This window comes from Gynurincola endophyticus (assembly GCF_003991195.1).
GTDB classification, from domain to species: Bacteria; Bacteroidota; Bacteroidia; order Chitinophagales; family Chitinophagaceae; genus Gynurincola; species Gynurincola endophyticus.
In genome coordinates this window covers 159,731-177,554 of the sequence record NZ_RCWL01000009.1, presented here as the reverse complement: position 1 = coordinate 177,554, position 17,824 = coordinate 159,731, and the positions used below count along the sequence as shown (strand labels likewise).

The following is a 17,824-nucleotide window of genomic DNA, read 5'->3' as shown; positions in this document are numbered from 1 at the left end:
CAGCTTTTTTTTGTATCTTTTAAGATAGGGCTCTTCGTATTTACCTGTTTCTTATTCGGCCAATCCAAGAAATGTAAATGGTTTACTTTCTACAAAAGAAGCATTTGTTTTTCCGTTATAAGTAGCATTGTTTCCCAGATCCAGCATCATCACTTTTCCTTTGGGGGATAGGTCAAAATCTTTCAGGTTTACCCAAAATGTATTCGGAGTAAATACTGTTTCAAAATAATACACAAGGTTTTTGTGATCAGATACAGAGCGCCATCTGGTAGAAGAGATATTGGGTTCCTGTTCAGAAGAGATGCCAAATGGTACTGAGCAGTTGCGGATAACACTGAATACACTTGCAATTGCCACGCGGGTATTATCAGTTTGAGGAATCGCATTAATATAGTAGGATGCTCTCACAAATCGGTCTGCAGCACGGTTTGTTCCGGGTAGCATGACTGTTCCGGGAATATTTTTCCAATAACTATTTAACGCCAGTTGCTGATCAAAAACCGGTGAATTGGTCATTACTACATAAGAAGGGTCGTGGTGAATAATTAATTTTCCTTTTACGTATTCAAATATTGCATTATCTCCGTTCGCATCGGATATGGATAGATGTAAAGTAGTAAAACGTTCCGTACCGGGGATATAATCACTGACTACAACAAAAGGCTCTGACTTCAGTTGATTAACCGCTTCTTTTACTGTTGCAAAATTATCTAATACATATTGTGCCCATAGTGAAATAGCCAATCCCTTTTTCTTTCCTTTTGGGTCGAATTGCGTATATGCCGACTCAGCGAGCCACAATACATTTGCCACCAGTCCTTTTTCATTCATCCCGTCGGCAGTTGCTATATCCCATGCAGTACTGATAATACTACCATATTTAGATGTCCATTTTACAGATAACGGGCCAACACCGCCATTACGTTCCATACCGCGGGGAAACACCCATAAGTTCGCAGCAATTTCATCTTTCCAGTCCATTGAACGGGCTGTAATAACAGTACCATTCGGCCCTTTGTATACTACACGCGTACAGGCTATAAGTGGTGAATAAACAAGTGATGAAATCAGTAAAATCAATAATGCAGGAAGTAGTAGTTTTTTCATAAAAGCAAGTTTATTGGTAATATATTGAGATGAAACAATATGAGAAGTTGTTATAGAAAGAGAGCGGGTTCTGAAATTACCTATATATTCATAAATTCTATGCCATCAGTAAATACAACTATTTTGCAATCATTTACTGGTAATGTGGCATGCATACACAAAAAAGCCTGCTGCTTGCAGGCTTTTTTGTAAAAGGAATGCGTGATTTATCTCCACATTTTTAAATCATAGGCAGCCTGCCAGAAATTATATTCGAGCAAGGTAGAAGCAACAAATGCCTCTGTCATTTTATCTCTTATCACCGATGTAGTTTTAGCAGCAACCTCATCGCAACTCATGATAGCCTGTTGAACTGCTACGCCAAATTCTTCTCCACTATATGTATTAATCCATTTTTGATAGGGATTGTTTTCAGCTTTACTGTTTTTATAAATATGATCACCTACCCGCTGATAGATCCAGAAGCAGGGGAGTACAGCAGCCATTCCTACTTCTACTGCATCCAACGCTGTAGTGCTTTTTAAAAAATGCACATAATGATGACAGGCAGGTTCAATTTTACCTTTATCCGTTACTCCAAAATCTACAAAATAAGACTCATGTAAAGCATTTTCAACAACGATGGCATTAGCAGCAAATCCCATAAACGACAGGGCGTCTTTAATATCATGTGCGCGTGCACCTACTAATGCGAGTGCTCTTCCAAAATGTTCCAGATAAATAGAATCCTGTGCCATATAAAACTGAAACTTATTTTTGGGTAAGCTTCCGTCTGCCAGTTCTGTAATAAAAGGCATTTTTAGTATCGATTGATAGTCTTTTTCAATTCTACTCCAAACCTGTTCAGACCATTTCATATTTTACTAATTTTTGTGGGTTAAAGAAGTGATTCAGGGGCCCGTTTCCTTTTCCTGTTTGTACATCCTTTCCTGCCTTGATGGCTTCAAAAACATATTCCTGACCGAGGTTTACAGCCTCTTCTAACGATTTTCCTAATGCCAGACAGGCGGCAATGGCAGAGGATAATGTACATCCCGAACCGTGTGTATTATTGGTATTAAATTTTTCAGTTTCGAAAGTTTTGTAACTGCCGTCTTTTTCAAAAAAGAAAGAAGTAATACGTGCTGTTTCCTGATGCCCACCCTTTAGCAATAAATTTTTACAGCCCAGCTCTAGAATACGTTTTCCTGCTACAAGCATATCATCAGGAGTCGTTACTTGCATCTTTGCCAGAATAGCTGCTTCGTCCATATTCGGAGTAATGATTGCTGTAAGTGGAAGCAGTTGATCGATAATGGAGCTGATCGTTTCTTCTTCAATTAAACGATGTCCGCTGGTAGCGACCATTACCGGATCAAATACTACCGGAACCTTTTTATATTTCTTTAAGCTATTGGCTATTGTTTCTACTAATGCAGGTGTATGTACCATTCCTATTTTGATGGCATTAGGAAAAATATCTTCCATGATGGCATCTATCTGATCTGCTACAGCTTCAACAGGAATCGGATATATTTTACGTACTCCCTGCGTATTTTGCACGGGCAATGCGGTTAATACGGAAGTGGCGTAGCAACCTAATGCAGAAAAAGTTTTGATATCTGCTTGTATACCGGCGCCTCCGCTGCCGTCAAACCCGGCAATGGTTAACACCGATGGATAGGTAAATTTTTTCATTTTAATATTTCATTTTTTAATTCGCTGGCAGCCTGTTGCGGACAATCAGCTGCACAGATTGCCGAAACAACGGCAATACAATCTGCACCCGCATCTATTACCGAACGAATATTTTTCAAATGCATATTTCCGATCGCTACCAGTGGCTTAACGGTCATTTCGCGAATTGTACGAATACCATCCAGTCCCCATTCTGTTACCGTATCAGTTTTAGTAGCGGTACTAAACACCGGGCTTACACCCAGATAATCTGCTACAGCAGTCTGGATATTGGTTAACTGCTCAATGTATTCGATCGAATAACCAATCATTTTATTTTCAAAAGCCTGATTTTTTCTTAGCAGAACCGGAGGGGTATCACTATTGCCTACATGAATGCCAAATGCATCCACTTTTTCTGCAACGGTAATATTATCATTAATGATCAACGGTACGTTATACTTATCAGTTATCTGCTTTAGTTCAACAGCTCTTTTCAGGAATACGTCAGTAGAAAGATCTTTTTCACGAAGTTGAATGATATCTACACCACCAAGAATGGCAGCTTCTGCCACCTGTAAAAAGTTTCTTCCCCGGCAATCGGCTTCCGAAATAACCAGGTACAATTGATAAGGAAACTGCAAATGGTTACTCATTAATGAGTTATTTTAACGTGTGCGAGAAACTCTTCTTCAGTAATGTTATACAGTTTATCGAGCAGGTGCATTTGTAAACTACCGGGGCCGTTACTTTTTTGTTCGGCCAGTTCACCTGCTACAGACAATAATGCCATAGCAGCAGCAACCGCTTCGGTTTTATTGGGAATGATACCGATAAATGCACCGATGAGCGCAGAAGCAGAGCAGCCAAGTCCGGTAACTTTAGTCATTAACGGATGTCCGTTATTAATCATCACTGCCCTTTCTTCATCAATAATAATATCGGTTTCGCCCGAAATGCAAACAATACAACCATATTGGTTATGGATGTTTCTGGCAGCATCAATCGCTTCATTACTGGCAGCCGTACTATCCACGCCTTTCGTAGCAGTTTTGTTAGCTTTTGCCAGTGCTATGATCTCAGAAGCATTGCCTCTGACCACGGTAGGACTATAAGTAAGCAATACGCTCAGTACCTGGTCGCGGAAGGGAGTAGCTCCGGCGCCCACCGGATCTAAGACCCAGGGAGTTTTATTAGATTTAGCTTCTTTAGCAGCAATGAGCATAGACTCCGTCCAATATTCATCCAGGGTACCGATATTAATAACCAGCGCATGTGCCAGTTGAACCATATCGTGTATTTCTGATTTGGCATGTGCCATGATAGGGGAAGCTCCGGCAGCGAGTAGTGCATTTGCCGTGTTATTCATTACCACATAATTGGTAATGTTATGTACTAAAGGAGATTGTTGCTTAACGTGTAAGATGTGCTTCCAAAGATTCTTTTCCATAGTCATTCATTAAATTTAAAATGGCTTTAGGAAAATATCCGGAGCAGAAAAGGATAAGACGCAACATTGTCTTATTGCTTTTCCCTACGTCGGTGTTAGCCGTATCAGGTTCAAAGGGACTCTCTCAATTCTTTTTCAGAATACCCCTAAAGCGGTTATAAAGTTACGAAAATATTAAAACATATGATCAATGAAAAAACATGAAAAAAATAAAGAAAGTTATGATGTCTTCATTTTCTTCATGTTTGATCTTTTTAATCAACAGAAAAGAATTTCACGAAGAAATAATTCCTGTTATTTTATTACTGGCTCAGGAAAAATTATTCCAGTTCTTTAGCCATGATATATTTTTTGCCTTCTGCATCAGCCCAGGTGGGTCCGGCTACGGTTACACTATCATTCAATTCTTTTTTCTTATAAGTACCACCATACTTATTTAGATTTACCACACTGATCGTAGCAATATATTCCTGACCATCTGCCGCTTTAATAGTAGCCATATAACCATCTTTTCCGTTTTCTATACTGGTTACTATCCCTGAAATTCTGATGGTTTGTTCTTCTTCAGGTTGTTTTACCTCTTCTACAGGAGCAACATCTTCAGGAGCAGGTTGTTGTTGCATAGAATCGCAGGAATACAGCGTTAAGGTTAACACAGACACTACGAGCGGAAAAGTAATTTTTGTAAGTTTCATAATACGAATGTTAGAAATAGAATATATCAATTGTTATGCCACTATGGTTCATTAATGACCATGCGGTAAAGGGATAGCAGTTTGACTTTCATAGCGAACTTCAATTACCGGATCAGCCTTTTCATTCTTCAATATCATTATCGGTGCACCATAATATGCCGAGTAAGAGAGTTTTGCAATCGTATCGATAACCTTATTATCTTCTACTTTTACAAATGCCAGCCATTGTTTAGACAGATTGCCTATGATATGTCCGGTATAGGCTATTTCCAGCCCCAGGTTTGAAGCATCGTACGAATAGGTTCCTTTTAATGGAGTATTTTCAGTGTTATTATTCACCGGTAAATTCATCGTGAATATTTTTCCGTCATCGATGGTAATAAACTCCTGGTCACCGTATTTAACAGACACTTCCCGCCACGTAACAATTTCTTGCTTTTCAGAAGTGTCTACTTCTTTTTTACTGCAGGAAAGTATCAACAGAAAGGATGAAAGTAGTATAACAGGTATGAAAGTTCTGGTCATAAAATGTACTTTAATAGTGTGTGACATTTTATGTTGCATTTTCGTTGCATTAATTTGTAAAAGAAGAATAAAAGCCGGGAAGTAAATATCACAGGAAGAAAACAACCGCTTGTTCATTTTCCGTATCATACACAATTACACCCTCCTCATGATCATTGAGCTGAGCTAGCAGGGTACCCTTTTTATTCCAGACGCCTGATTGTCCGACACTAAAAAAATTATCACAAAATCCAATACTATTAGACATTAAAACCGGGAGGGAATACTTTTGTGAAATGGTACTGTAATGTTTAAAGGCATTGCAGACACCTTTTTCAGAATCTGCAACACAGGCAACATAAATAGAAGCCCCTAAAGAAACAGCGTTTTCCAAATGTTTGATCTGCATGCTCTCATAGCAGATAGCAGGTGCTAAACGATGATTGCCTCTGTTCAGAATCAGTTGCTCATGTCCGTTTGCAAAATAAGGTAATTCATCCGAGTGAAGTAATTGTTTGGAATAATATTGAGGTGGCCGCTGTGGTTCAAATATCATCATAGTGATGTAGATGCCCGCAGCAGTACGGGTAGGAAAGCCCAATGCAATAGTTAGTTTGAAGCTCACTTGCTGTTTGAAAAACCGACAGACGAGGATCGTTAACAGACAATACGATTTCACGAGCCAAAGCAGATTCATAACCGGTTAAAGACAATTCCGGAAAAAATACGGCATCAGCCTCTGCTTTTGAAGCCAGGTCAATCAATTTTAGGTGAGATTGAATACTTGCGTTTAAATCTCCTTTTATTGTTTTTAGCTGCGCAACTGCTATTTTCATTGATGTGATTTTTCCGAAGTAAAAATTCACACAAATTTTAATATTTTATTTCATCAAAAAAATGAAATAAATGAACGCAGTATTTTAACAGCACCAATATGTTTGGAACGATTAGAGTTGAAAAATTGAAACGAATATTAAATTAAACCGATGGTGAAGAGGGTAATCAAAGTAAAGAGTAAGATTTTATTCATGGTATAGGTTTTTAGGATTTAGATTTACATAAAAATAGAATACCTGATTCAAAAAAACAATAAGTGTAAATACTAAATTTTCATCAGACATCCCACTTATTACAGCAAAAACGAGGTGGATTTATTAAATAGTATAAGCTTATCGTAAAGATGAGTTATAGATATTTACAGCGTTTCTGGCTTTTCGCTTGAATCCGTTTCCAATAGGAAAAGAAATGATAGCTAATCCTGCACCAACTCCTCCGATAGTCCAGTTTGCCTCGCCACCAGAGATGGCTGTACCAATCGTCCAACCGATCATAAAGCCACCGGCAAACCCCAATATCTGACCGAACGTATTAGAGCTCTTTGCTGATTTAAATTCTTTTAAAGCTTCTTCATTCACTTTTAGTATATCCTGTACCTGCTTCATCTTCAATTGTTGAGTACCCTGAAAAAATTGATAGCCTGCACCAACTTTTCTTAGCTCCAACGTATCACCTAAAGCAGTATTGGATTGTTGAGCAGTCAGTGTGATCACAAAAAAGGAGAGGAGCGTAAATAATAACAGACGGGGCATAGGTTGAAGGTTTGGGTATTTATAAGAAAACGATCGTTTCATAAAAATAAGTAACTGTATGATTAGAACATCAAAAGGGTAGAAATATTCTGGAAAAGGAGCAAAGTTCTGTTAACAAAGTGATTGAGTGTACCATTGATCAACAACTATTTTATAACTGTTTTTTGGTAAAATAAAAAAAGAAGCCTATCTTGCAACCAATCAGTTGCATTTTGAAAGATAGCCTGGTATTGTTTTTATTCAATAAAATAGCTCACTTAACCTTACTATGAAAAAAGAAAAAATAATTTATTGGGTCAGTACTATTCTCTTCTTTTTATTTGAAGGAGTAATGCCTGCATTTACGTCACAGACCGAACTGGCAAAAGAAGGAATCCGCCATCTGGGTTATCCTGAGTACTTTGGAAATGCATTAGTCGTTTTTAAAGTGTTGGGGGCGCTGGTGTTGATTCTTCCAAAACTGCCGGTTAAACTTAAAGAATGGGCCTATGCCGGATTTACCTTTACATTACTATTTGCCTGCATCAGTCATGCGGCGGTCGACGGTATCGATTTTCAGACTTTCATGCCACTTATAATTTTAGGAGTACTGGTCGTTTCTTATTACTATTATCACAAACTACGTTTCACATCAAAAGCTTAGCATATGTCGTTTCAAGCATATATAGATAACATTCATTCAAAAACGGGAAAGACACCTGAAGATTTCAAAAAATTAGCTGTTAAAAAAGGCTTTCTGGTAAAAGGTGAAATTCCTAAAACAGTAAAAGCAACGCAAATAACCGACTGGCTCAAAGAAGAGTTTGATTTAGGTCACGGTCATGCCATGGCCATTTATGCCACATTTAAAGGGAAGACTTCATAAGGCTCAAAAAAATTGCCCTCCAAAGAATTGGAGGGCTTCCCATATATGACAAGTAGTATAACAAAACACTACTTACTAAACAATTACACTTTCATTTTTTTTCTTAATCTGGCATAAATACCGGCCCGTACACTAAGGTTGGCATCTAAGAAGGGGTTACCGGCTACCCAGCCTTTTGTTTTTCCTTCCACTGTAGTATAAATCTTCCATTGGTCATTCATTGAATAGGCTGTTTTAACCCGAAGTAATCCTCCGGCGTTGCCTTTGGATGCATAAAAATCGTCTGGCTGCATCCAAAACATCACAGACGGTTGTATTGACCAGCGATTATTGTTTTTTGATTGCCTGATTTCTACCGGTGCCCATTCCATTTCAATACCCGGCAAAAAAAGATTTTTACTGCTATAACCATGTAGAGAGAGCAAAAACTGTTTACCCTTATGATCAACAAAAAAATCGGTGGTTAAATCATAACCGAAAGAGTTGAGGTAATGCCTTACAGCAAAATTAAAAGTTGTGTTTTTACCAATTGGAATACGATTAATACCAATCATAAAGGGCGAAATATAGTTGAGGTACTGCATTCTTCCCATCTTTTTCAGGTAATCAAGCTCTTCTCTGTTCAGATCAGTTGTTTTGATCGCTCTGTTGATACCGTTACCACCTGGGTGTATACCGCGGGCATCATATGCTTCATTGGGACGATGCAGGTCATATACCCACGGAGTAAAATCCCAACCAACATAATCTCGGTCGGCTATACTGGTACCGTATTTATTCATGCTGTCTATACTGGCATTATAATCACTATTTCTGAACTGGTTTACATATCCGATTGCATGGTTTGTTAATAAGATATTGAGCAGAATATTCGGATACTTTGATTTTTCAAAGAAGTTATCGCGTTGTAAACCTCTTAGGAGCAAGAATTCACTTTCAATGCCGGCTGCAAAACTTCTGACCATTTTCTGAGGTGCTTCTCTTTTTAAACGGATAAGATCTTCATCTTTTACTTTACTAACAGATCCGTTTGCATAACCACCGGTAAATCTGTTATAAGTTTCATCATAAGAAGAAATACCCATTAGAGTTAAATCGCTTCTGTGAAACTCTTCATGCATCCATTGAATAGAAAAAGCTACAAAGTAGTAAGTGTAAGCGTAATCAATTATTCCGGCAGAAACATTTGCTGCAATTCTATTGAACACTTTCTTTTTTTTGTTCGTTGGTTGAATGATATTATACCATAACCGGTTATTATAATGATAGTTCAGGCGATGTATATTTTGCGTAACTGCAAGAGATTGTTCCATGGAAAAGTTATCTCCTAATACACCAGTTTTTGATGCTTTCCACATAAACGGCAGATCAAATACCGGTAAATCAATTTGTAAGGGATTAATAACGGAAGAATCTTTTTCCTGAGCATTAGTATTGATATATGTGAAAACAAAAAAAATCAACAACAGATATATCCTTATACCAGGGCGCGTGCTTGTATTGAATAAAATAGTATCCATGAAAATTTCCGTAAGCCAATTTTAAGAGTGAATTTTTTTTGATTGAAAAGCAAAAATATTCATCAGTATTACTCATTCTGCTTCTTTTCGACCAATACGTGAATATGAAATATCAACAACAACAGAAGCAGACAAAAATATTTTCAGGCAATTGAGCTTACTGTTTGCATGGGTACAATAATGAACATGTAAAGATGGTGTGAATTTATCTTCCTAAACATACATTGGTCGATGCTAAATGTAACTCATCTAAATCCTCTCTGACGGCTTTAAAAGCAGTCTAACTTGCCATAAATATTTAATACAAACCTGCAAATTTTATGAAAAGAGGTTATGATGTGTTACGTCTGGTAACAATAAGTATGACAGGAATATTATTCCTTCTTTCTTGTCATCGCAATAACGACAAAAACGACAGTCCGTTTTCTGAAGAAACCCGTATTCTCAGAACAGAAAAAGCAGCAGCTGCCGGCGCATTATTAACAAAAGTGATTGGGCCGGAGGGTGGTACATTCTCTTTCAATGGCGATGTGATACTAGAAGTTCCGGCCGGAGCTGTAGACGTTCCTACCACTTTCAGTATTCAACCGGTTCAAAGCCGCATTCAACCCAAGGCCGGTAAAGTAAATTATGAATTGTTACCCCACAATGTCACTTTCAACAAGCCGGTTAAAATAACTTTTTCATATGATCCTGAGTGGTTTGGCAGTTCTGAAGATGCAATACAGGTAGCCTACCGTAAAGAAACAGGAACATGGCATAGCTTACCTACTGAAGTCAATAAAGACAACCACACGATTACAGTTAGTAAGGAAAGCTTCAGTGAATTCGAATTCTTCGAAAAATTTATTTTACATGCAAACAAAAGCAGTATCGGCAGTGGTGAAAAAACAGATTTGTATATCGGTATAATCTACGAAGATTATGACGGCTTATTGGCTCCGTTACACCCTCACTTTTTGAATGATTTCTCCTGTTATTTTGTATTAGATCAACGGATGGCCAATCTGGTTTCGGGTTGGAGTGTGGTAGAACAATCCGGAACAGTCAATGCCAAAAACAGCTTCAAATCGATTGCTACTTATACAGCCCCCAATACATTATCACACCCGGAAGCTACTGTTCAGGTAAGAGTTGAGGGTATCAAGAGTAGGTTCTCTCAGAATAGTACTTTAATTCTCAGAAAAAAGATCCACCTTACCAATGGATGGGTCAGATTGACTATGGACGGAACTACACATCTGCTTACGCATAACCTGAATGCCACACAATTGGGTCAATACAGTTTTGGTATAGCAGGTACCAATGAAAACAGTTCGTTAGATTTTAGTCTGGCAATTGTTATAAAAGGAGGAGAAGCAAAAGCGGGTATTTATAATTTCGGTTTTCTGGAGGCAGGTACTGCTACTGCAGTATTATTTAACAACAGCAATGACTGGATGAGCAGTTATTATGATTGTAGTGTGAATCGGGGATTAAGTACAGAGGGAACGGTAAATATTCTAAGATGGAGTCATACGGAAGGAGATATAACAAGTGGTAATTTTAGTGCAAAGCTATACAATATGACCGGTGAATGTGATAATGTAAGTAAAACAATCAGCGTAGCATTTGAAATACCAAGATCTGCATAAAAATTTGGTTTTGAATTAGACAGACAATGGCAATTGTTACGAGGCGAAGATTAAATTAAACCTCGTAACATTGCCTCTTTCACTAAACCAGCTGTATTCTTAATATCGAGTTTCTGGTTAATACTATTTCGATGGGTTTCTACTGTGCGGATACTTAAAAATAGTTTATCTGCTATTTCCTGATTGGAATGTTCGTTGGCAATTAATGCCAGAATTTCGGTTTCTCTTTTTGTCAGTTTCACTTGAAAAGAGCTCTTCTTTCCAGAAATTGTTTGTTGCAGGATGGCTTTCTCCACCTGACTATCTAAAAACTGTTTGCCTTCACTCACTGCAATAATAGCCGACATCAGGTTGTCTTTATCGGTTCCTTTTAATAAATAACCACTGGCGCCACCACGAATCATTTTTCTCACCCACATCGTTTCATCATGATTCGTTAAAGCAATGACTTTTATGGAAGAATATTTTTTTATCACCTCTTTACATAAGTCGGTTCCGTTAGCATCCGGTAGTTCAATATCCAATAGCAAAATATCAGGAACAGTATTCAACAGTTGTTGCCATAATACAGCGCCACTGTTCGCCATAAAAATTACCCGGCAAACCTGCTGATCATTTAACATGCGTTCCAATCCGTTTAAGATCAGCGCGTGATCGTCTACAATTCCGATTTTTATCATTCTATAAAAGGTTATAAATTCAAAATCATTCATTATCTCCGGGTTACGAATAGCTTACATCGAGTGTATTGATTGGCTGTTCGTGCAACGGCTGAAATTCAAACTCCATAAAAATAGACGTACCCTTGTCTGCTGCCGATTGTATTTCATACTTTCCGTTCAGCAATTGCACCCGTGAAGCGAGGCTACGTAAACCGATTCCTGCAGATCCAGGTAAATGGTTCATGTCAAAACCTTTTCCGTTATCTTCAATGGTGATTATTAATTTATTTTCTTCAGCCTGTAATTGTACAATCGCTTCAGATGCTTCAGCATGTTTGGCAATATTGGTAACCGCTTCCTGAATAATCCGGTATATCAATAACTGATCATTCTTTTTAATTTCAGGAATATTGCCGATTTTATAATATTCTATATGTAGTTTTTCATTCGATACACGATTGCAAAATTCGCTTACGGCATAACTTAACCCGTCACTTAATACTACTTCAGCTGCCAGATTGTGAGAGATGTTTCTAACTTCCTGTAACGCTAGTTCAATCAGCTCCTGTAAATGATGACCATTAGCGTCTTTATGCAAAGAGTTTTTCTCTCCTGAAATATTCAATTGCAGTTTTGCTGCCGATAATACACTGGCAACGCCATCGTGCAGCTCTCTGGCAGTTCGTGATCGTTCTTCTTCTTCGCCACTTAGTTGTGCTTCGAGTAATTTATTTTTGTGATTTGCAGCAGTTGCACGTTGTTTCTGTAAGTTAACTTTATAATTAAAGATCAATAATGTAACCAATAGTAAAGTGACCAGTGAAGTAGCAATGATCCATTGCATTCTACGGTTTAACTGGTTTTGCTGCACAGCAATTTTCATTTCATTCTCTGCGATCGAAGCTTCCTTTTTGGCTGTCTGGTATTGAATTTCCAACTCATGGATAGTTCTTTGATTATTCTGGCTCCACAAAGTGTCTTTCAATATTTGAAACTCCTTCCTGAGTTCTGATGCGGCTTTATAATTACCTACAGCTTCTTTTATATCAGCTCCGGACAATAACAATTGTGAAAGTTCGGTTTGCGGAAAAAGTTCTTTTGCTAAAGGAAAAGCTTTATCGAAATAAAAATCCGCTTCTTTAAACTTACCCAGGTGTTTATAAGCCGATGCCAATCCCTGTAAAACATAGGGTTCATATTCCGGTGGGCTATCCTTGAATAACGGTACGGCTTTCTTAAACATCGCTAAACCTTCTTCATAATGATGCATTCGTAAATGAAGGTCTCCGAGATTACAGTATGCAGTAAGGATCAGGTCTATATTTTTATATTTCTCACCAATCAGCAATACAATATTCGCATACTCCATTGCTTTCTCAAGATTACCGCTATAAGTTTCTGCTACTAACAGATTTACCAGGCTTCTGCCGATGACCATTGAGTCATTCATTTTAACTGCCAGTTCATAGCTTCTGCCTGCATATAGTAATCCCCTTTTATAGTCTTTCATATCTATAAAAAGGGATCCAAGGTTTGTATTACATTTGTGTTCGTTTACAATATCATTGAGCGATACTGCAATATCCAGTGCTTCTAACAGGCTTGTAGCTGCTTCCCGTCTGTTTCCCATCGCCTGGTATTGTACAGCCATATTATTTAATGCATTACCCCTTTTTTTTACATTTCCATTCCTTGTTGCAACGTCATATTGAACTTTTGAAATATCCAAAGCATCCTGATAGCGCGACTGACGATATAAAAACAATGTATACTTTGCAGTATATTCAAAGAATCCGTTGTAAAATTTCAAATTATCGGCCAATTCGCCGGCTTTTTGGTAGTAGCTTTCGGCAGAATCCGGCTGGTTAGCGGTATTCTTTTCATCGCCCAGTGCAAGTAACCGGTAAACTTCAGCCGTGTCACTGGCGGTATTTTGCGACGTTACGGGTACCCAAAACAGTAATAAAGAACCTGAAAGGAAGAATAATTTATTGAAAAAACCGGTATTCATTCAACTGAAATTTTATTTGATTAGTCAGAATAAATTGTGTGCTATAAAAATACACGGTTGCTTGATTGTTCTAATAATTTAATCACTTATTTTTTATATTTTTTTTGATAAGTTTATCTTGACTTACTGAATAGTAACATATCTGCTGAATTACCTATTATCTGGCTTTAAAAGTTGTTGTGATGGTATGTATATTATTTGCGCTTTTATATTGGGTAATCAGCACAATACGGTTAGCGTTAGCTTCTTTAACTGTATATTCTATTGATTTTCTGCTTTCATCTTTTTTAACGGTCATTTTTTTTGTTTTAGCATCATATAGCCAGGTACCGGTTTCTTCTTCTTCTTCGTATTCATCGCAAAGTACTTTACCTCTGTGAGTTATGATGATGCCGTCTTCTCTGAACAAATCCGCATCATCTTTTTCGCAAACCTCCCTGATGACTAATAAATCGGTATCAGGTTTTCCATCCATGTTTACATCAAGTGCGGGCTGAATAGTGCTTGACTCGATCAACCAGTATTTATTGCCGAAAGGTGATAAGGAACTGTATATATTAAACGCTGACAATATGCTTATCATAAATGCGGAGAATAGTACGCTTTTAATTAAATCAGAAAATTGCATAATGTATTTATTTATGATTTATACTGTATTACCCGGATCATCGTCATTTATTTCATATGCTTTTGCGATGTCGTAAAAGAACGATTTATCAGAGCCTCCACCTTTATTTTTGAACAGTACGATAAGGGTTTGGGTTGCATCAAAGTAAACTGCATTCGTTTCATATCCAACCGAGGAGCCGTTATGGCCTACACCTGTAAGGCCATTCACATTCCATATTTCCAATCCTAAACCGTAACGACAATCATCTGTTTCACACCCTGGTAACTGCGACTTTTTCATATGTTCCAGCATTTGAGGCGAAATCAGCCTGCCTCTGAAGAGCGCTGTCATAAAAATTGATATTTCTTCTGTAGTACTAACAATACCGCCTGAAGCTTTACCATCACTATCGGCTTTATCATATGCGCTGACTTCCATCAGGTCAGTATTATGTTGAACGGTTGCATAACCTTTTGAAACATATTCATCATTACGGCTATCCAGATAAGTGTTTTTCAGATTCAAACGGTCAAAAAAAGTAGTTTTTAAAAGATCCGGCAGATTGTTATTCATTGTTTTCTCAGCAATCAATTGCAATAACCAGTATCCTGTATTAGAATATTGATACTGTGTACCGGGTGCAAAATGCAAACTGTTTCCGTACACATAACGATCTAAAAGCTCATAGATACTAAGTTTTCTAAAAGTAACCGGATCGCTGATAAGATCATAAGTATATAAGCTACTTTCATTGGATGGGTCAACTATACCCGACATATGAGAGAGCAATTGTTTTACGGTTATCTCTGCGCTTCCGGGTATCATTTCTGCTACTTCCGGTAGTAGTTCGGAAAGCTGATCGTTTAAATTAAGTTTACGCTGTTCTATCAGATGCAGAATATAAGCCGCTACATAAACTTTGGTAATACTGCCAGTTCTGAACCTGGTAGTATTGGTCATATCTATTTCCAGATCCATATCATAAACACCTCTGGAACCGATCCAAACCGATTGTCCTAATCTTGACACCAACATGATTGCACCCGGCGCCTGCGTGTTCTGATAATACCGGTTCAACATGGTACTATACATTGAATTATAAGGGTGCAGGTCGTAATTATCCCGAACAGGTTCATCACCTGTTTGTGAGTCTTTTGAGCAAGACACCACAGCAACACATAATAGTGTTATAAAAAGTGATTTAATTTTTTTCATGGCTATAGTGATAAAGTAAAATGGTTAATGAAGAACAAAACTAATGTCTGTTGCAGATCAGTTTATACGTGCCGGAACTGAATATTTTTTTTACGTAGTAATACGGATATACACCACGCTTTACAACTTATCAAGAAATAAATTTTAAGTAGTACTACGTAAAATTTTAACTGCCAACAACTACGCTTAATCAGCAATGAAGTGCTATTTACTTTTGTAGTGATCTTATGAATGAATTCACTTAAATACAAAACCATATTATGACAGAATCATTAACCATTCAAACAGTTCAGGACACTAACTTTTCTCCTACATTATTTGTATCAACCGGTACCTGCTTTAAAAAAGTGGCAGTAACAGATATTGTATACCTGAAAGCGGCTAAAGACTATACCCTTATCTATACGGCAACAGAGAAATATTTAAGTTCCTGGGGAATCGGTTATCTGGAAGACAAACTCAATCCACAACTATTTAAAAGAGTACACCGTTCTTTTATCGTTAATTTGAATCATGTGAATGAACTGCATCGTGAATTTGGAAAAACTTATCTGGTAATGAAAGGAGGAGTGGAGTTGAATGTAGGCAGATGCTATGGTGAAAACCTGAAGCAATTGTTGATTTGATTTGCGATTCAAACTTTATAACATGCTCAAATGATTATACCTTTCAGAACACAGGTAGCTGATTAAGATGTATGGCAATTCCATTTACTTTTTTGGGTAAAGGAGAGATTTTTCATCACTTAAAAGTAGCCTCTTGCTTTTAAGATTGTTTGTTGTTTAAGCTTAAATAGATCCTTTACATAATTACCGTAAAGAGGAATTGCCTTATTTGCTTTGAAAGCATAATACTTTGAAGGATATCTGAAATAAATAGATTTTTTATTCATTTTTCCGGTGGCATACCAGGCATCTTTTTCAAAAGAGATTTTCTCAGGCTTCACCGTTATACTGTCTTTGTAAGGGTGATTATATTCTGAAGAATGATAAGGGCTGGCCCATTTACCGTTTGTAGTTTTATATAAATCGAAGTATTGATACTTTTCATGATATAGCTTCCCGTTCTCGTTGGCTACGAATAAGAGCACATTTTCATATTCCGAGAACGCAGGAACTCCATAATGGTCAAATACAGTAAATTCAATAGTGTCTCTTTCATAAGAGCCATGAATCAACTCGAGTATTTCATAAGTAGCACGATATCTGGCATCCATTGGTAAAACAACAGATGTTGTATAAACAATACCTTCGGCAGTTGTAGCGGTATCGGTAATTGTTTTCACCGGCTCTTCGGGCCATTCCTTTACCTCAATCTTCTTACCAACAAATACAATCAGGCTGTCACTCTTCTGTTGTGCAATAGCAGCAGTCATTAATAACAATGTGAACACCAAAAGATATATTTTTTTCATAGCTTCTATTCTATGTATCTCTGATAAATATAGATTTTTTTTATAAACATTTTGCACCATCGCTAAGGCTGACGTAACATTTAATTGATGTGAGTGATGAAGAAAATAAAATAATATTGATTTACAATCATTTAAACGATTAGAGAGAACTAATGAATAAACAGTTATTAGCTACATTTAGATTTTTATTCGGCATATTACTAAAATGTCTATTTTGTACAATCGGGTAACCTTACTAAAAATAATTTTACTCAAAATTGAAGTACACATGAACAATAAAGTTATTGCAGGAATTTTGGTATCACAATACAAAGCTGCCTTGTATATGTTTCGACAGGCAATTGAAAAAGTACCGGCAGACGAATGGAATACGAATGAGTATAAAAACCCTCATTGGCAAATTGCGTATCATACAATCTGGACAACTAAATTTTATTTAGGCCCAAATCCTGAAAGCTTAATGCCATGGCCAGGGAGTATTGCCGGTGCTGAACATCTGGGCGGAAAAGAAGAATGGGAAAATCCGGAACCAGGTGTAGTAGTGGCAGGGTATCAGTCAAAAGAAGAAATTATCTCATTTATTGAGAATACAGAGGCTATCCTGAATCAATCTGTAGAAGCACTTCCTTTTGAAGAATATACTGGTTTCGACTGGTATCCGTATACCCGTTTTGAGTTTCACATTAACAATATCCGCCACATACAGCATCATGCAGGTCAGATAATAGAGCGTTTAAAAGCAAAAGGATTTAGCGGTTTTCACTGGGCTGCAGATGGAACAACACCAAAGAAGTGATAAAGTCTTAGAAAAAATTAAAAGCAATGTTTTCAGCTTAATTGCTGTAGAAAGCTTGCTCTTTTTTTAGTATCTTAATAGAAGGGGCTGTTCTGT

21 protein-coding genes and 1 riboswitch are annotated in these 17,824 nt (G+C 37.4%); of the genes, 5 read left to right on the top strand and 16 right to left on the bottom strand.

All coding sequences use genetic code 11. From position 1 onward, the window contains the following. Window positions 1-51: 51 nt before the first annotated feature. From D9O48_RS16030 to D9O48_RS15985, 10 genes are all read right to left on the bottom strand, one after another. Window positions 52-1,107: a linear amide C-N hydrolase gene (locus D9O48_RS16030; protein ID WP_126973995.1), complete on the bottom strand. Its 1,056-nt coding sequence runs from the start codon at window positions 1,105-1,107 to the stop codon at window positions 52-54. Window positions 1,108-1,313: 206 nt separating this feature from the next. Continuing rightward, entirely contained in the window at window positions 1,314-1,964 is a 651-nt protein-coding gene (gene tenA, locus D9O48_RS16025) for a thiaminase II (RefSeq protein WP_126973994.1), read from the bottom strand. Continuing rightward, window positions 1,951-2,784: a bifunctional hydroxymethylpyrimidine kinase/phosphomethylpyrimidine kinase gene (thiD, locus tag D9O48_RS16020; protein WP_126973993.1), complete on the bottom strand. Its 834-nt coding sequence runs from the start codon at window positions 2,782-2,784 to the stop codon at window positions 1,951-1,953. The genes tenA and thiD overlap by 14 nt, the downstream gene beginning before the upstream one ends. After that, window positions 2,781-3,419 carry a thiamine phosphate synthase gene (thiE, locus tag D9O48_RS16015; protein WP_126973992.1) on the bottom strand — a complete coding sequence of 213 codons (639 nt, stop codon included), beginning with the start codon at window positions 3,417-3,419 and terminating at the stop codon, window positions 2,781-2,783. Before thiE ends, thiD begins: the two co-directional genes overlap by 4 nt. Next, entirely contained in the window at window positions 3,419-4,213 is a 795-nt protein-coding gene (gene thiM / locus D9O48_RS16010) for a hydroxyethylthiazole kinase (RefSeq protein WP_199750599.1), read from the bottom strand. Before thiM ends, thiE begins: the two co-directional genes overlap by 1 nt. Before the next feature lie 64 nt (window positions 4,214-4,277). Beyond that, a riboswitch (TPP riboswitch) is annotated at window positions 4,278-4,371 on the bottom strand. 162 nt (window positions 4,372-4,533) lie between these two features. Then, the gene (locus D9O48_RS16005; RefSeq protein WP_126973990.1) at window positions 4,534-4,908 is read right to left on the bottom strand and encodes a hypothetical protein; all 375 of its coding nucleotides are present in this window, start codon (window positions 4,906-4,908) and stop codon (window positions 4,534-4,536) included. Window positions 4,909-4,959: 51 nt separating this feature from the next. Further along, a complete protein-coding gene (locus D9O48_RS16000; RefSeq protein WP_126973989.1) occupies window positions 4,960-5,433 on the bottom strand; it encodes a hypothetical protein in 474 nt (157 codons plus the stop codon). 88 nt (window positions 5,434-5,521) lie between these two features. Beyond that, complete coding sequence (locus tag D9O48_RS19085) at window positions 5,522-5,971, bottom strand: carbon-nitrogen hydrolase family protein (RefSeq protein WP_262707392.1); 450 nt, start codon at window positions 5,969-5,971, stop codon at window positions 5,522-5,524. Continuing rightward, window positions 5,958-6,248, bottom strand: coding sequence for a nitrilase-related carbon-nitrogen hydrolase (locus tag D9O48_RS19080; RefSeq protein WP_126973987.1), 291 nt, complete (start codon window positions 6,246-6,248; stop codon window positions 5,958-5,960). The genes D9O48_RS19085 and D9O48_RS19080 overlap by 14 nt, the downstream gene beginning before the upstream one ends. A gap of 333 nt (window positions 6,249-6,581) precedes the next feature. Then, window positions 6,582-7,001 (bottom strand): hypothetical protein, encoded by a 420-nt coding sequence (locus D9O48_RS15985; protein WP_126973986.1) that lies wholly within the window; start codon window positions 6,999-7,001, stop codon window positions 6,582-6,584. A gap of 268 nt (window positions 7,002-7,269) precedes the next feature. Between D9O48_RS15985 and D9O48_RS15980 the strand changes: the two genes are divergently transcribed. Continuing rightward, window positions 7,270-7,644 carry a DoxX family protein gene (locus tag D9O48_RS15980; RefSeq protein WP_126973985.1) on the top strand — a complete coding sequence of 125 codons (375 nt, stop codon included), beginning with the start codon at window positions 7,270-7,272 and terminating at the stop codon, window positions 7,642-7,644. Between the two features lie 3 nt (window positions 7,645-7,647). After that, window positions 7,648-7,866 carry a DUF4287 domain-containing protein gene (locus D9O48_RS15975; RefSeq protein WP_126973984.1) on the top strand — a complete coding sequence of 73 codons (219 nt, stop codon included), beginning with the start codon at window positions 7,648-7,650 and terminating at the stop codon, window positions 7,864-7,866. A gap of 83 nt (window positions 7,867-7,949) precedes the next feature. Here D9O48_RS15975 and D9O48_RS15970 read toward each other — a convergent pair whose 3' ends face one another. Next, entirely contained in the window at window positions 7,950-9,386 is a 1,437-nt protein-coding gene (locus D9O48_RS15970) for a hypothetical protein (RefSeq protein WP_126973983.1), read from the bottom strand. Between the two features lie 320 nt (window positions 9,387-9,706). Between D9O48_RS15970 and D9O48_RS15965 the strand changes: the two genes are divergently transcribed. Continuing rightward, complete coding sequence (locus D9O48_RS15965; RefSeq protein WP_126973982.1) at window positions 9,707-11,020, top strand: hypothetical protein; 1,314 nt, start codon at window positions 9,707-9,709, stop codon at window positions 11,018-11,020. A 50-nt stretch (window positions 11,021-11,070) separates the two neighbouring features. On the opposite strand, the gene D9O48_RS15960 is transcribed toward D9O48_RS15965, so the two are convergent. The 4 genes from D9O48_RS15960 to D9O48_RS15945 all read right to left on the bottom strand — a co-directional run bounded on the left by D9O48_RS15960 (window position 11,071) and on the right by D9O48_RS15945 (window position 15,518). After that, entirely contained in the window at window positions 11,071-11,700 is a 630-nt protein-coding gene (locus tag D9O48_RS15960) for a response regulator (protein WP_126973981.1), read from the bottom strand. Window positions 11,701-11,743: 43 nt separating this feature from the next. Then, window positions 11,744-13,693 (bottom strand): tetratricopeptide repeat-containing sensor histidine kinase, encoded by a 1,950-nt coding sequence (locus tag D9O48_RS15955; protein ID WP_126973980.1) that lies wholly within the window; start codon window positions 13,691-13,693, stop codon window positions 11,744-11,746. A gap of 157 nt (window positions 13,694-13,850) precedes the next feature. After that, window positions 13,851-14,321, bottom strand: coding sequence for a hypothetical protein (locus tag D9O48_RS15950; protein ID WP_158624913.1), 471 nt, complete (start codon window positions 14,319-14,321; stop codon window positions 13,851-13,853). 18 nt (window positions 14,322-14,339) lie between these two features. Further along, window positions 14,340-15,518, bottom strand: a complete 1,179-nt coding sequence (locus tag D9O48_RS15945; RefSeq protein ID WP_126973978.1) for a serine hydrolase domain-containing protein — start codon at window positions 15,516-15,518, stop codon at window positions 14,340-14,342. A 260-nt stretch (window positions 15,519-15,778) separates the two neighbouring features. Here D9O48_RS15945 and D9O48_RS15940 point away from each other — a divergent pair, with 260 nt between their 5' ends. Next, on the top strand, window positions 15,779-16,144 hold the full coding sequence (locus D9O48_RS15940; RefSeq protein WP_126973977.1) for a LytR/AlgR family response regulator transcription factor: 366 nt from the start codon (window positions 15,779-15,781) through the stop codon (window positions 16,142-16,144). A gap of 119 nt (window positions 16,145-16,263) precedes the next feature. Here D9O48_RS15940 and D9O48_RS15935 read toward each other — a convergent pair whose 3' ends face one another. Continuing rightward, window positions 16,264-16,932, bottom strand: coding sequence for a hypothetical protein (locus tag D9O48_RS15935; RefSeq protein WP_126973976.1), 669 nt, complete (start codon window positions 16,930-16,932; stop codon window positions 16,264-16,266). A 268-nt stretch (window positions 16,933-17,200) separates the two neighbouring features. Here D9O48_RS15935 and D9O48_RS15930 point away from each other — a divergent pair, with 268 nt between their 5' ends. Continuing rightward, on the top strand, window positions 17,201-17,728 hold the full coding sequence (locus tag D9O48_RS15930) for a DinB family protein (RefSeq protein ID WP_158624912.1): 528 nt from the start codon (window positions 17,201-17,203) through the stop codon (window positions 17,726-17,728). The last annotated feature ends 96 nt before the right edge of the window (window positions 17,729-17,824 follow it).